Source organism: Ulvibacter litoralis (genome assembly GCF_900102055.1).
GTDB classification, from domain to species: domain Bacteria; phylum Bacteroidota; class Bacteroidia; order Flavobacteriales; family Flavobacteriaceae; genus Ulvibacter; species Ulvibacter litoralis.
Genome location: NZ_FNBA01000004.1, coordinates 44193 through 59433 on the forward strand (window position 1 = coordinate 44193; position 15241 = coordinate 59433).

The 15241-nt window shown below is 34.3% G+C and carries 14 protein-coding genes; 3 read left to right on the forward strand and 11 right to left on the reverse strand.

Annotation, left to right across the window (positions count from 1 at the left end):
* Positions 1–101 precede the first annotated feature (101 nt).
* The 3 genes from BLQ00_RS12740 to BLQ00_RS12750 are packed head-to-tail and all read left to right on the forward strand — an operon-like array spanning position 102 to position 4440.
* Positions 102–2582 (forward strand): ATP-dependent Clp protease ATP-binding subunit, encoded by a 2481-nt coding sequence (locus BLQ00_RS12740; RefSeq protein ID WP_093144703.1) that lies wholly within the window; start codon positions 102–104, stop codon positions 2580–2582.
* Between the two features lie 56 nt (positions 2583–2638).
* Positions 2639–3088, forward strand: a complete 450-nt coding sequence (locus tag BLQ00_RS12745) for a hypothetical protein (RefSeq protein ID WP_093144704.1) — start codon at positions 2639–2641, stop codon at positions 3086–3088.
* Positions 3089–3093: 5 nt separating this feature from the next.
* Positions 3094–4440 (forward strand): DUF5458 family protein, encoded by a 1347-nt coding sequence (locus BLQ00_RS12750; RefSeq protein WP_093144705.1) that lies wholly within the window; start codon positions 3094–3096, stop codon positions 4438–4440.
* 318 nt (positions 4441–4758) lie between these two features.
* Here the strand turns inward: BLQ00_RS12750 and tssD are convergent, their stop codons facing one another.
* The 11 genes from tssD to BLQ00_RS12805 all read right to left on the reverse strand — a co-directional run bounded on the left by tssD (position 4759) and on the right by BLQ00_RS12805 (position 15233).
* A complete protein-coding gene (gene tssD / locus BLQ00_RS12755) occupies positions 4759–5145 on the reverse strand; it encodes a type VI secretion system tube protein TssD (protein WP_093144706.1) in 387 nt (128 codons plus the stop codon).
* Between the two features lie 223 nt (positions 5146–5368).
* Entirely contained in the window at positions 5369–5770 is a 402-nt protein-coding gene (locus BLQ00_RS12760; protein WP_139149411.1) for a DUF3592 domain-containing protein, read from the reverse strand.
* A gap of 263 nt (positions 5771–6033) precedes the next feature.
* Positions 6034–6444, reverse strand: a complete 411-nt coding sequence (locus BLQ00_RS12765; protein ID WP_093144708.1) for a hypothetical protein — start codon at positions 6442–6444, stop codon at positions 6034–6036.
* 177 nt (positions 6445–6621) lie between these two features.
* Positions 6622–7077: a hypothetical protein gene (locus BLQ00_RS12770; protein ID WP_093144709.1), complete on the reverse strand. Its 456-nt coding sequence runs from the start codon at positions 7075–7077 to the stop codon at positions 6622–6624.
* Positions 7078–7093: 16 nt separating this feature from the next.
* Positions 7094–7873: an RHS repeat-associated core domain-containing protein gene (locus BLQ00_RS12775; protein WP_093144710.1), complete on the reverse strand. Its 780-nt coding sequence runs from the start codon at positions 7871–7873 to the stop codon at positions 7094–7096.
* A gap of 109 nt (positions 7874–7982) precedes the next feature.
* The gene (locus BLQ00_RS12780; protein ID WP_093144711.1) at positions 7983–8408 is read right to left on the reverse strand and encodes an Imm12 family immunity protein; all 426 of its coding nucleotides are present in this window, start codon (positions 8406–8408) and stop codon (positions 7983–7985) included.
* The gene (locus tag BLQ00_RS12785) at positions 8408–8965 is read right to left on the reverse strand and encodes an RHS repeat-associated core domain-containing protein (RefSeq protein WP_093144712.1); all 558 of its coding nucleotides are present in this window, start codon (positions 8963–8965) and stop codon (positions 8408–8410) included. The genes BLQ00_RS12780 and BLQ00_RS12785 overlap by 1 nt, the downstream gene beginning before the upstream one ends.
* A gap of 302 nt (positions 8966–9267) precedes the next feature.
* Positions 9268–9837, reverse strand: coding sequence for an imm11 family protein (locus tag BLQ00_RS12790; RefSeq protein ID WP_093144713.1), 570 nt, complete (start codon positions 9835–9837; stop codon positions 9268–9270).
* Positions 9838–9841: 4 nt separating this feature from the next.
* On the reverse strand, positions 9842–10438 hold the full coding sequence (locus BLQ00_RS12795) for an RHS repeat domain-containing protein (protein WP_262891373.1): 597 nt from the start codon (positions 10436–10438) through the stop codon (positions 9842–9844).
* A gap of 120 nt (positions 10439–10558) precedes the next feature.
* A complete protein-coding gene (locus BLQ00_RS12800; protein ID WP_093144715.1) occupies positions 10559–11107 on the reverse strand; it encodes an imm11 family protein in 549 nt (182 codons plus the stop codon).
* A 1-nt stretch (position 11108) separates the two neighbouring features.
* Positions 11109–15233, reverse strand: a complete 4125-nt coding sequence (locus BLQ00_RS12805) for a DUF6531 domain-containing protein (RefSeq protein WP_189342871.1) — start codon at positions 15231–15233, stop codon at positions 11109–11111.
* Positions 15234–15241: the final 8 nt, after the last annotated feature.

The window sequence follows — 15241 nt, forward strand, 5'->3', positions numbered from 1 at the left end:
AATAGTTTTTGCGCATACCGTATTACAAAGTAAATTATGTAACTTTAATAATCTATTCCCCAATAGATTTAATGACATTCATCAATTTCTAATATATAAAAATGATAGATTATACATTAACGGATACTCTTAAACAAGCAGTACACATTGCACAAGCAATTGCAAGAGAGTATGCGCATGAGCAATATTCGGCAGCTCATTTATTAAAAGCATTACTTCACAAGGAGATTGGGATGCTTAAGTTTATAGAATCTATGGGCCAAGATGCCTATTATGTGGAAGAATGGGCAGAAGTTCGTTTGGAAACATTGCCAAAAACAACAAAAGTTCCAGAAAATCCAGTAGGAGACTCTTCTGTAGAAGCCGTTTTTTATGAGGCTGATAATATTAAACTCAAATTAGGAATTGACGAAGTAAGTGTGCATTGCTTACTAATAGCGTTATGTACTCCAGGAGTAGGGTTTTCGTACGATCAATTAAAAACATTTCCATTAACTCCTAACGAAATTATCGATTTTGTAGGAACAGGCGATTCTGCAGCTGCTTCAGTTGGAGGAGGAGCAAAAGGAAGTGGAAAAGCTAAAAATAATACTGCTTCAGGAGGATCTACACTTTTAAAATACTGTGTCGATAAAACCCTAGAGGCAAAAAATGCTACCATTGAAAATATTTCAGGGAGAGATTCAGAAATAAAAATGATTACTGAAATCCTTGGACGTCGTTCAAAACCAAACGTTCTAATTCTCGGGGATCCTGGTGTTGGTAAATCGGTTATGATGAACGGACTCTCATACGCTACGATTAATGAAAACATTCCGTCGCACTTAAAAGATGCTAGAGTATTCGAACTTGACTTTATAAGTCTCGTTTCTGGTGCTGGCTATAAAGGTGAAATTGAAGATCGTTTTCAAAAAGTATTCAATGAAATTAAACAATTTGACAAACCTATTTTATTAATTGACGAGCTTAAAAATTTAACCGATAAAACCTCTGGAAATCAAGGCTTGGTTAATATTTTAAAGTCTGAACTTGTAAAGGGAGAGCTTACAGTTATCGCTACTGCTACCAACGATGCCTTTAGAAAACACATTGAAGTAGATGAAGGGTTGGCTCGGCAATTTGAAACCGTTCGATTGTTAGAACCAAGTGAAGATGAGGCACATCGAATGATTAAAAATGCAATTTCCTATTATTCTGAACATCATAATTTAGAAATTGATTCGGAAACTATTTCTGAAGCAATTCGTTTGGCAAAACGCTACAATAAAGAACGAAGTCTGCCAGATTCGGCAATCGATTTAATAGATAGAACCATGTCTGCCGCTAAATTTATGGTAGAAACATCGGTGCCTGAAATCGCTTTGTTGAAGGAACGATTGGATGCGCTTGAGGAAGAAAAATTAGAAATCCATGAGATTTTAGCAGAACAAGATTGGATGTATCGCCAAATGCAAGATAAGTTGAGCTATTTGTTGTTTACGGAACTGGGCGAAGAAGACCATTTTGAGAACATAACCACTCCAGAAGAAGGGTTTACAGCGTTAAATAGCGTGTTGAATAACTTAAAAACCATTGCTGAAAAGGAAAAGAAAAGCATCACGAAACACGATATCGCCTCTACTATAGCAAATAAAACGGGAATTCCGACAGGTAAATTACAAGCCGATGAGAAAGAACGTTTGCTGAATATGGAAGAGCAATTAATAAAACGAGTAATTGGACAAGATCACGCAGCGAAAACGGTGACTGAAGCTGTGTTAGAATCACGATCTGGTTTAAGCAAGCCTGGGCTTCCTATTGGGTCTTTTTTCTTTTCGGGGCCTACAGGAACAGGAAAAACAGAATTAGCGAAAGCACTTGCTGAATTTTTGTTTCAAGATGAAACATCGATTATTCGGTTCGATATGTCCGAGTTTAAAGAAGAACATTCGGCAGCATTATTATACGGAGCACCTCCAGGATATGTTGGATATGAAGAAGGAGGATTACTGGTAAATAAAATTAGACAAAAACCGTATTCAATAGTACTTTTTGACGAAATTGAGAAAGCGCATCCTTCTGTATTTGATATCTTTTTACAGATTTTAGATGAAGGAAAATTACACGATAGGCTAGGGAAGGAAGGTGATTTCTCTAACGCAGTCATTTTATTTACTTCAAATATTGGGAGTCAGCATATTGTAGATTCCTTCGGAAAAGGGATTATTCCAAAATCAAGCGACTTACTAGAAATGATGGGGAATCACTTTAGACCTGAATTTTTAGGACGTCTTACGGAGATAATACCATTTTCACCAATTATAGAAGCTAATATTGGTAAGATCTTTAAAATACAACTGAAAGACTTATACAAGGCCTTAGAGAAACAAGAAATTGCTTTAGAGATTAGTGATGAGGCAACGGCGATGTTGGCTAAAAAGGGATTTACGCCCAAATATGGAGCGCGTCCGTTGCGAGGTGTTATTAGAAGCGACTTGCGATCGCCTTTGTCTAAAATGATAATTTCTGGAAAAATTACAAAAGGGACAAATATTAAGCTGGAATTAGATGAGAAAAACGAGTTAAAATGGAATATTACTTAGTTTTTACAATCTATAAATTAAAAAAAAATAATATATTTAACATAAATAAGTAAACCATGAGCGATACATACGGAATTGGTGGAACGGAAGTGAAAACCGACGCCAATGAGGCCTTTGCAGAAATACCTCAGAATAGAACACTTTTAGTAGAAAAATTAACCAACGACCCAGCCATTAAGCCAGTGGTAGAAACTGGATTAAAAACTGTTGAAGAAGTTTTTGAACATTACAAGCCAGAGGTAGAAGTAGAGTTTGAAGACAACGATGGTGTAGGGAAAAAAGAAAAATTAACTTTTGCTAACCTAGGAGATTTTGGTGCAAAAGGAATTACACGTCAAAGTGGTTATTTAAAAGATTTGGATACTGAAAAAGATCAGTATATTAAAGTTGTAAAGCAGCTTAAAACCAATAAGATTTTAAAGACAGCAATTGCTGACCCTGAAGCTAAACAAGCATTATTAGATTCTATTCGTGCATTATTAACTGAAATTGAAGAAAACAAATAAAAGATATGGCCGCTAACCAACAACAATTTTCTCCTGTTGAAAATCCTGCTGAATTTTTAAAAGAAAGTAGTGATAAACTTGTAAAATTTGGAGGCTTCGATTTACTTGAAGCTTGTATTGAAGGTGTTCAAAATATGAACCCAGAACGTAAAGCAAGGAAAAAGATTTTCTTAACGGAAATGACTAAGAAGGAGGATCGAGAAACATTGAAAAAAACACTAGAAATTTGGTCTAACGCACTTTCAGGTTCTGACGATATTTCTGAAATGGTTGAAAGTTCTGAGAAAAGTGCTCATTTAGCACAACAGTCTTTAACAAAAAATCTTGGAAGAGCTATTGAAGCCACTAGAGATTTAGAGCGTTCGTATCGTTCTGTTGCTTTGTTTTACAAAAATGCTGAGTCTGATAAAATTAAAAATATATCTATCGTAAACGCTGAGCTGGATCAAATGAAAGATCTAGATAACACGCGTTTTATTGATGCTATTGCTGAAGAATTAAACGGTGCTTTTGACCGTTTGGACTTAAGAGATAATTACGGGTTATTAGTAATTCCTGGATACTTAGGGTCTAATAAAGTAGTTGAAAAGTGGGCTAAAATTGCGCACGATAATAAAGTAATGCTTGTTACCGATTTCGAACATTTAGACGAGCCGGATGATGTGATGGAAATGTTTGAAGCAGCCAACTTAACGGGTGGAGACAAATACAGATCTAATGTAATGATGTCTTGTAACTGGCTTGTAGGTAGAGGGAAACATGATGAAGTAGGAGAGGATGAAGATTTATACGTTCCGCCATCGGGTGCTTTAGCAGGTAAAATTTACAGCACATTAATGTCGCAAGTAACTGCTGGTAAAAAGTTTGGTGGTATGAATGAAGTGGACGGTGTTCGTTTCGACTTGAAGAAAAGTGACATTGCACAGCTTGAAAAATTGGGATTAGTTCCTATGGTAAATGAATATGGTAAAGTAATGGCTTTCTCTGCTAAAACATTGTTTAATGGAGATAACTTAGGGTTACAAACCTATTCTGTAGTTCGTGTTTTTGATTACGTAACGAAAGTATTGATGGATTTCTTAAACCGACGAGCTTTTGAAAACTTTAATGCTAGAACGCGTAAGGAGTTGATGGGACAAATTGTAAAATTCCTTGACGGAATTACAGGACCCGACAAGTTAATTGAAGATTTCTCTATTAAAAGATTTGAGCAAGATCCAAACCAAAAGGATAGAGTTCATTTAGATATACACATGAAACCTTATTTTCCAGCTAAAAACTTTATGATTAAGATGGATGGACAAAAAGGAGATGATGGTACTGATTGGGATTCGGAATACGAACAACAATAGGTCATTATTTAAATCTTATAAAAAAAAGACAGCTTAAATAGCTGTCTTTTTTTATTATACCCTTTTTTGTAAAAGAGTGTTTTAGCAGTTTGTTTTGAACCTGTTCTGTGTAACTCTTGTAAGTATTATATTACTGCGTTAGGGATAGCAATGGAAATCCCGGATTTTTACATTTCAGTAAAAAACGGAATTGGAATGAATAGCCCGCTCGAACGCCCAAGAAAAGATTTTGACTTAGCTACTGATTTAACTATTTTTCAAAAAAAATAAGGGAACGTATTATACGTTCCCTTATCAAATTATAATTGGAATGATTGGTTATACCCAGTCGTTCACGTGTTCTCCATTTCCAATACCGATTGTTTTTGCTGAAATAACAAAAGACTCTGACATTGGGTTTTTTCCTGTAGAATCGAAGCCTTCATGATATTTTACCATGTAACCTTCAGTAAACTTTAATTCTTTAGAAGTTGCTTCCGTATCTCTTTTTAAGAATACGATAGATCCATCTCTACGCTCAAAGTTGTTGAACATCCAATCTGACAAACTTGTGTCTGCAGTAGATTCTACTGTTAATCTAATTTTTCCTCCTCTAGTGATAGATGAAGGTCTTCCTGTTGCATCCGTTTCTTGGTGCAATTCATAAGAACAACTTAATACGTTGTACTCGTTTCCTGCTACTTTTAATTTTGCTTTAAAAGACATAATAAATAAATTTTAATTAGTTAATAATAAGATATATATGTATATAAAAATATGTATGAAGTAAAATTAAAGAACACAATTAAAACAATCAAGGATTAAAGCATTTTTCTGAGATAGAATGGATTAACTTGGGATTTATTCGATAAAATGCAGTTTTAGAGTCCTTAGGCTTTTCTAGCCTTATGAGGAACCATAGGGTATAACCCATTAGACTAAGTTTTAATTATGAATTTTTTCTGTATTTGAAAAAACGATATCCTGAAATTATAATTCCTGCGGCGATTAATAGGTATAGACCATAGGTTTGTAGAAAGGAGTCTCCCGCACTTTTAATAAGGTATGGGTTGTCCTTTTGGTATACAATATCAATTTGGTCGCCGACACTCTTAAGGGAGCCTATTAGTGGTATGTGAAGTATTCGCGCTTTGGTTGCAATGGTATCTCCTTTTAGATCGACAAAGGTTACAGCAGCCATCATTGTTGAGCTTCTTCCTCTAACTTTGTAATCTAAATCTGTAATAGTTGCTTCAGTTTCGACGTATTCGGGTTCTGTTGTTTCTTGCGCGTTTAGTTGTGATAGATTGAAAATGGCAAGAAGCATTAAAAGGTACATGTGTAATTTCATAAATGATAAAAGATTTTGTTTGGATACGTTAGGGAAGTTGAATACGTAGAATGAAGGTACAAAAAAAGCTACATTTTAAAGCATTTTTTTGAAATCAATCGTTCAATGAACCTGTAACAAGTTTACGTACTTTTCCGTAAATATTATAGTATTACGTATATAGATATTGGAAAGGGGAGTGGTGTTTAAACAAAACCCCACAACTTTTTTAGTTGTGGGGTTTTGTTTTACTAGGTATTCAGCAAAAACAAATAGAATCTGTATTACTTAAACTCATTAGCTAAATCTAGATAATAACTTTTACCACTTTCGCTATTTGAATTTTCTGATTTTTTTAAATAATGATTAATAACAGTAACTTTATACTCTTCTGGAATTTCATTTTTTTTACTTTGTATAATAGTTTCAAATGATGATTCTGCTATTTTAGATGGTTTCATGTCTTTAACTGACATTATATAGTCCCATTTATTTTGATAATTGATGAAATTTTTCAGCTCAGTAAAAAATAGAGAAGCATACACTGAAACCCCTTTTTCATATATTTTAGATAAAAAGTATTCATAAATACTCTTAGTTTCTTTCAATTTATATCTTTCCATCATATTTCCTAATGATGATATTATAAAGATATTTATTTTAGTGTTTGAATTGTATTTTTTTGCAATAGCCAATAATACTTCTGCAAATTCATCATCGTTAAAAGCAACCTTGGTATCTAAACGGGCAATCGTTCAATGAATCTGTGGTTAGTTTACATATTTCTCTGTAAGTATTATGTAATTAGGTATATGTATGTGGGAAAGAGAAGTAATCTCAATGAAAAAAACCGCAGCTATAATAGTTTAGTATTATAACTTTCTATATATCTGTTTTAATTCTTTAGTGTACTTACTTGCTTGCGGGATTTTGCATTCTTTTATATATGCTTCTAATGAATCTGGGTTGTGTTTTAAGACATAATATTCTATTGCATATAAAAGTATAAAACCTTTTGCATACCCTAATATTTGTTCATTATTATCCTCTTCTTCTGGTTCTTCCCCTTCTGGATAGTCTTCTTTGAACTTTACATTTTCATATTTCTTTATTTTAGAAAAAACATATGCTGTAAATTTATCTTTATCATTTGTTAATATATCAATAATACTAGAGGCTGAAACATTCGCTTTATTCATTTTGTCTGAATCACGAATGGCTGCATTCTCTCTATATTTATCTAAAATTTTTAATACTACTTTATTTTCTATGAAATTTATATAGTTAGTATAAACATCTGATTCTATAACTTTTATTGATTCTTGCATTATTTAATTTTAATGATTACCATGTATCTACTCCTTTTATTACCTCATCTAAGTCTGAACCAACATGTCTAAATTCATCAACAGCCTCATGTTCCCAAGGAGTAAGAGCATCTAGATTAGATGAATCGTGAACACCATCACCTCCAACTCTTTGTGGTATATCTTTGTGATGTAATTCCATTGAATAATCTCTTGTTGTGGTTACCCCTGTTTTTCTGTTTGTAACTTCAACAGTCATTTTAGGAGCTTTCCCTTCTTTCATTCTTTTTAAATTATTAGGAGAGTACCCACCAGAGTTATTTGCAGCTTCATTTTTCCAAAACTTTTTTCGTGCAGTTCCCCAACACTCTAAACCGAATGGGTCAAATTGTATATTGTTATTCAATACATAACTGTACATATTCGGCATTCCACCAGCCAGTCCAATAGGATCTTGGCAAATGTAAATTCCTTCATCAGCATTATAATATCTAAACCTATTATAATACAGTCCTGTTTCAACATCTTCAAACTGACCTTGGTATCTAAATGGGCAATCATTCAATGAACCTGTAACAAGTTTACGTACTTTTCCGTAGATATCATACTCGACTTCCCAGGTTTTTTGACCTCCCGAATTGTACATTTCTACGGGGGGTCCTAGGTAATCGGTTATGATAGAAAATTGTTCACCATCTACAATTTTTGCAGCAGGCTTAAAGGTTCCTTCTTCAAAAATCCAAGTAATAAAACCAACGTTTTCTTCAACTTTTACTGTTTCCTCGGATGTTTCCGAAGTCTTAAGCGCTTCTAAAATGGGTTCCTAAGTAGTTGGTAATAATAGAGTGTAAATAAAATTAGGCACTCTTTGTAAAAGCGCACCAGATTATGTGATATGACTCATGAGAGGGGGACTCAAACTCAGTTTAAAGGAGTTTTTTCATAAAGTCTTTTATCACAATATTATTAACATCATCAAGCAACCTCACCCCATCTATATCAATTTGCTGTTGTTTAAGTTTGGCTATTAAATTTTCGAAAAGAAGAACTACATATTCAGATACCGATATTACAATTTCAGTATTTGTTTTGTTTTCCCAAACCTCTTTACCTAAAATAATTTCACCTGAAATATACTTCAATTTTTTCATAACCCTAAGATAGTGAACACCAGTATCTTCTTTATATACTGTAACTGATCCACTCACTCTCATTTGAAGTTTGAAATGGTCAATAATCTCAGAGTAATTATCTGTAATTAGCTTTAGTGATCTACGAAGCTGAATATTAATTGGGCGAAATACCTCTCCAGCATCTAGACCTCCAATTTGTGAGGTTAGTGTTACTTCCATTATTTACATTTAGTGTTAGCCCATTTTTCCTTATTGAGCGGGCCTCCTCCTCTTTCTGTTAGATGTCTTTCTTTCTTGAGCATATCGGAGCGCTTGCCTCTATCAATTTCTATGACTTCGTATTCTGCGGGAATAGTATTACCATACCTCTTTCTAGGATTATCGACTTCTTGGGTGATACCATACTTTTGGAAATTTCCTTCCCCATCATACATTGCATATAAAACGGCAGGTTTTGTTGATGTTTTTGAATTACCATGAACACTTGGGTTTCTTGGGCGTCCTCTTTTTTTGCCAAATTGTCCATTTTTTCGATGATATCTTTCTAGTCCTAATGGATCAAAAAGAGCATTAGAATTTTGAACATATGAATAGAGATTATATTCTCCACTATCTAACCCTATAGGATCCTGACTTATGTATGCACCTTCTTCAGCACTATAATATCTAAACCTATTATAATACAATCCAGTCTCAACATCTTCAAAATGACCTTGATATCTAAATGGGCAATCGTTCAATGAACCTGTAACAAGTTTACGTACTTTTCCGTAGATATTATAGTATTACGTATATAGATATTGGAAAGGGGAGTGGTCTTTAAACAAAAATCCCACAACTTTTTTAGTTGTGGAATTTAATTTTTCTGATTTTTGATATTCAGAATCAGAATTTTTTTTTTAAAATCGATAGAACTTTCTTTACCTCTTTCAATATTATTTATGGCTGCTAATCAGATTCAATTACTAAAAGTTAATAACTTTCAGTAATTTGTTTATGGATTTTTCTATAAATATCTTATTCAAGTCGCAACATACTTTTTTGAATAATATTTTAAGAAAATGAAACGAGCTATGCTTTATATATTTGTATATATACTATCTCCTTCTTCTATAAATTCAACGCCCTTTAATTTAGAATCCTCACAACGTTTTTTAAATTCTTCTGAAACGATTATATAAGAATCATGTTCTTTCATTCTAACGATTAAGTGTTCACCTAAACAATTAGGCTTAAATATTAATTTTTTAATCTTAGTTGTTCCATATCTTGTTTTTTCAATAACAGACTTCTCAATATCCATACAAGAAACTATATTTAGGATAGAGACAAAATAAAAATTATTATTAGAGTTTCCTTTTTCATCATAAATAATTGAAGGAAAAAAACTGAGATCCTTATTACTTAAATCATTGAATTGTTTTTTAAGTTTCTCACTTACAAGAATACCTCCTATAGTAGGTAAAATATCATAACTATCTATATAGGAGTCAAGTTTATCTACAGTATACCTAACAGGTTCTTCAAAATTATAAATTTTGCCTTCCCTTAAATCTACTCCCGTTAGTCCATTTGATTCCTCATCAAATACAAAATTAACATCACGTTTGTATTTTTCGTATAACTCAAAGTATCTATTGTTTTTCATAAATTTAACGACATTTTATTTCTCCTTTTCTTAATCCTTGCCTTGTATCTCCTCTTAATGCCTCGATTGCATCTTGATATTGCTTCTTATCCCAATTTTTTGCTTTTCCAAGTTTATCAATTTCATTAAGTTCAGCTTTCATTGCTTTGTTATATTTAGCATGATCTCCACTATATCCTTTATGAGCACTTCTATCTCCATAGCCACCATGTTCTTTAGGTAAATAAATTAAGTTACTTGGCTTGTTAACATCAAACCCTGCAGCTTTAATTGCTGGATGATTAATATTTGATTTGGGTATAACATGATGATTCTCCATGCCTTCTATTTTTGGCATATTTCCATAATTCCAGCCATTCTTAGGCATTCCAGCTAATCCAAAAGGATCGATAAAAAAATTAGAATTATTTACATATTGATAGAAATTAGCACCTCCCAAAAGTCTTAATGGATCTTGATTTATATAATTTCCTTCATCTGCATTATAATATCGATACCTATTATAATATAATCCTGTTTCAACATCCTCAAAATGACCTTGGTATCTAAATGGGCAATCGTTCAATGAACCTGTAACAAGTTTACGTACTTTTCCGTAAATATTATAGTATTACGTATATAGATATTGGAAAGGGGAGTGGTCTTTAAACAAAACCCCACAACTTTTTTAGTTGTTAGGTTTTGAATTAAATTAATTAAAGACAAAATGTATTAAGTAGAATTAAACAGAGACTTTTAATTCATCAAAAGATATCTTAAAATTATTCTTTTTTGAAAGTTCAACAAATTTATTTGAAACAACCGATATAATAAGTTCTTTTGAATCTCTTACTGCATAATCAAAATCGATCCCTCCTTTAAAAACGGGTTTCTCTAGTTTTTTTACTCCATCTGAGAAAGTTGAATATTCAGAAGCTTCTTCGTCAATAATATCCATGTATTTAATAAATTTTGCTATGTAAAATGTTATTTTTTCTTCTTCACAAAGAACTTTACATGGATAGAATATTATTTCATCCTTTAATATTGTTTCCAAAGAATTTTTAAATCTTTCAGAAAAAACATGAATATCCATAAAGCCTTCTAAATAATCAAAAGATCTTATGTTTTTTAAATTAAAACCTTTTTGAGCCTTAAAAATTATTTCTGTAAAATTTAAAAAAGTATCATTCCCTTTATTTAAGGTGAAAAAATTAATAATATTATTTTGTTGATTAACAAACTCTAAATAATGATATTCATTAAAAAGTGCTACACTAAGTTTAAACATTCTATCCACATTTTATTTTTCCTGTATCTAAATCTGCTCTTGTTTTTCTTTGTAAATCTAAAATTTCATCTTGAATTCTTTTTTGATCCCAATTTTCAGTCATCGCTCTAGTATTTATAGCATCAAGATTCCCTTTCATTTTTTTATTATATTCTGAATGGGTTTCATTCCACCCTTTATGTAATGACTTATTAGGATTTGAGTCTATTCCTTCAGCTACGGGTAAATATTTCATATTACTAGCTCCGTCAATATTCATTCCAGATGCTTTAAAAGCAGGGTGATTTTGAAGACTTTTCGGTATCATATGATGACGTTGATATCCTTGCTTAGTAGGCATCCATGTCGGCATCATCCCAAATAAGTCAACAAATGTATTACTATCACTTACATAGCTATACATATTCGGCATACCACCATCTAGTCCTATAGGATCCTGACTAATGTATGCACCCTCATCTGCATTATAATATCGATACCTATTATAATACAATCCAGTCTCAACATCCTCAAACTGACCTTGGTATCTAAACGGGCAATCGTTCAATGAACCTGTAACAAGTTTACGTACTTTTCCGTAGATATCATACTCGACTTCCCAGGTTTTTTGACCTCCCGAGTTGTACATTTCTACGGGGGTTCCCAGGTAATCCGTAATAATAGAAAATTGTTCACCATCTACAATTTTTGCAGCAGGCTTAAAGGTTCCTTCTTCAAAAATCCAAGTAATAAAACCAACGTTTTCTTCAACTTTTACTGTTTCCTCAGATGTTTCCGAAGTCTTAAGCGCTTCTAAAATTGGTTGTTTTGGGAGTCCTAACGGTTCTTCTTTGTCTTGTGTTAGATCACCAAACTCGTTCACCATCCATTGCGGCCTGTCTTCAAGTTTGTATTTCCATTCGTGAAGTGGCACGTTACCGTTCCAAACCCATCGTGTAATAATACGATCTTTATGGTTCATTCTCGGAACAAGAATTTTTGCGGTTCTTCTTCCTAAGGCATCGTATTCAAAAGTTAAGGTGTCGCCATCTGGTTTTACGACCGATTGTAACATTCCGTTGCCTTGCCATTTGTATTCCCAGTTTCCGTTAAGGGTGCTTTTTAAAATTAAATTCCCTTCTTGGTCGTATTTGTATTTGTTACCGCTGGCTTCTAGAAGTTTTCCTCCCGCGCCATATTTACGGTCGCTCTTTTCTTTGGTTCGGTATATATTTCCAACTTCGTCTGGAAGCTTGTAGTCAAATTGCTTGTCTTCGTAGCGTGCACTGGCTAAACTTCCGAAGGAATCGTACGTATAGCTAACAACACCGCTTGTAAGCTCATTCACCATTTTGTGTAGCTGGTCGCTTATATTCCACGCATAAGTTCTATGTCTTAGCTCCTTGTTGGTTCTAGAAACAGTGTGCTGTATTGGGCGCCCCGCTTTATCGTACGCCATTTTATTGGTGATTCCACCTGGTAACACACGCTCAATTTCTTGTCCGATACTGTTGTACGACATTTTTGAAGTCCATGCAGTATCGTGTCCTTCGGCCATGGCATCTACTTGCTCTATAAGACCAAACTCATTTCGCTTTAGTGTAATATCGGCACCTAGACTACTTGAAATACCAATTCTATTTCCAGCGTTGTCGTAGGTACTTTCTACTAGATGACCGTCTTGTACTTCGGAAACTACTTTCCCAGATTCATCTCTCGTAATTTGTACGGTACTATTTTGGTTCACGGCTTCAATAAGAAGTCCGTCATCGTTATAACTGAAGGTTTCCCAAGTACCGTCACTGTGTTCGGTACGTGTGATGCGACCGTTTAAATCGTATTCAAATTCAGAAAAACGATTTTCAGGACGTACTACCTTCAACACTTTTCCTGCGCGATCCCGTTGGTATTCGCGTCTTAGGCCGTCAAAACCAGTTTCGTTTATAATCTCTCCATTTTTATTTCTTCCGAAGCGATAGTACTCTTTATGTTCGTTTATAATGGCGAGAAGTTGTTCCTCAGTATTGTATTTAAATTGCACTTTGCTTCCGCTTTCTTCCCGAAGTTTCAAGCTTCCAAGGGGCGTGTATTCAAAATTAATTTTATGGCGTTTCGAGTCGATGGTTTCAATCACTTCGTCGTAGGCGTTGTATTTTAGGTTGATAATGTTATCGTCGGTGAGTTTAATTTTCTTTACTCTACCTAACACATCATAACTAAATTGTTGTTTGTGTTTTGCTGGATTGGTGGTTTGAATGCATTCGCCCCAGATATTGTAATTCCATTTTGAAACGCCTCCATTTGGAAATATCATTTTAGAGACATTATAATCGGAATCGTATTTTAGTTCGGTAAATTTCCCTTCGTTGTCTCTAATTTTTTTGAGCAAGCCATTTTTACCATAGATAAAAGAAGTAACGGCTCCGTCAGGGTTTATCGTTGCAAAAACTTTGTCATCTTCATACACCTTGGTCATTGAAGTTCCTGCAGGTGTTTTGGTAAGTATTAGTTTGTCATTCTCATTGTAAACAAAAGAAGTAACGGTACCATCGGGATGGTGAATTCCAACTAAATTTCCTCGTTGGTCGTACGTATATCCAGTAATGTTTCCTTCTTCGTCAATGTCGCGATAGGGTTCCATAAACTCGGTATATTCATGAAAAATATGGCCGCCTTCAGGATTTGTTACTTGCGTACAAAGGTTGTTGCTATCGTAATAATAGATGGTTTCTTCTCCTAACGAATTTATGGTTAGGTTTTGTCCCTTTCCGTAGTGAAGCGTACCAGATAATATGCCGCCATCTCCCCATGTTTTTATACACTTAGCGCCTGTTGTTTTACCGTCGTATTCCCAATAAAACGCTTGTCCGTTACGATCGGTCTTTTTCACCATTAAATGGTTTTTGTATTCCATTTTGGTGGTTTGGCCTAGTGCATCTGTAATGCCTATTAAGTCGCCTTCTTCGTTATACGCATATTCAACCAGCAAGCGTTGTTCTCCTTCGTGGAGTGCTACTGCTTTTACGATTCGGCCTTCGCTATCGTTAGTGATGTCTATTTTACGTCCTGCGGTATCTATAATTTCTACTAAATTATGAGCACCGTTGTAATGAAATTGGATTTTAAAATCGTCCACATTACTTATGGACGTAAGTTTTAAAAGCGTATTAGAAACTTTTGTAAAGGTATTTATACGGTCGGTTTCATGTTCTTTTACGGTATATGTATTTCCGTCTATGCAGGTAAGGGTTAGTTTTTCTGTACGATCGTAGAAACTATCACCTTCTGCAATAAGCAAAGGGAAATCTGTAACGCGTCCGTCTGCCAAACGCATCACAATGGCTTGGTCTTTATTTTCAATGTGTAATACAATGTCGTAATTACTGTGCATTCCATACCCTAAGATACCGCGATATTCAGAATCTGAATACCAATTTCGGCCCCATTCTACAGGGATAATTCCAGGAATTGAAAAATCTTCTCCTTCATAAATCATTCTCCCTGTTACTAAGTCGATAGGCTCGAATCCAAGTTTACAGAGTTTTTTGCTGAGTCCTTGAGTTCCAGGAAATTTTTTAAGGACGGCGTGATTTAATTTTTTTAATCCTTTTCCAGCGGCTTTCATAAGAGAGCCCATCCCGAAGGACATTGCCAATCCCATTAGCATAGCGCCAAAATCGGGTGTATAAGGACCTCCAACCATAACAGGAGGACCACTCGGAATTGGAATGGTAGCAGAGGAAGGTAAATACATTCCTAGCTTTGGTTTCATTTTTTTACCAGGAGAGGCTGTTAGCGGTACTCCAATATCGTTACAGGACATTACCATGTATCCAGAAGGACTCATGTACGAACCTTCGGTAACTACTTTTGAACTTCCAAAAAAGTTTGCAGAATCGTGACCAATGGTTGGATTCATTAGTAATGGACCTCCCATCGGAATGTGAACCATTGTTCCTAGCATTCCAGATGTGGTACTATTTCCCCTTGGTACTTTGCTTACATTAATGGTAGACCCAATAAATGGAACATAATCCATAGGGTCAAAAATCATCCCAACAAATGGATAGGGAAGAGGTATTGGTATGGGCCCTGCCGGAGAAGGTATCATTGTGATATGAATATCAATTCCCATTACGGGGTCCATATGTTTAT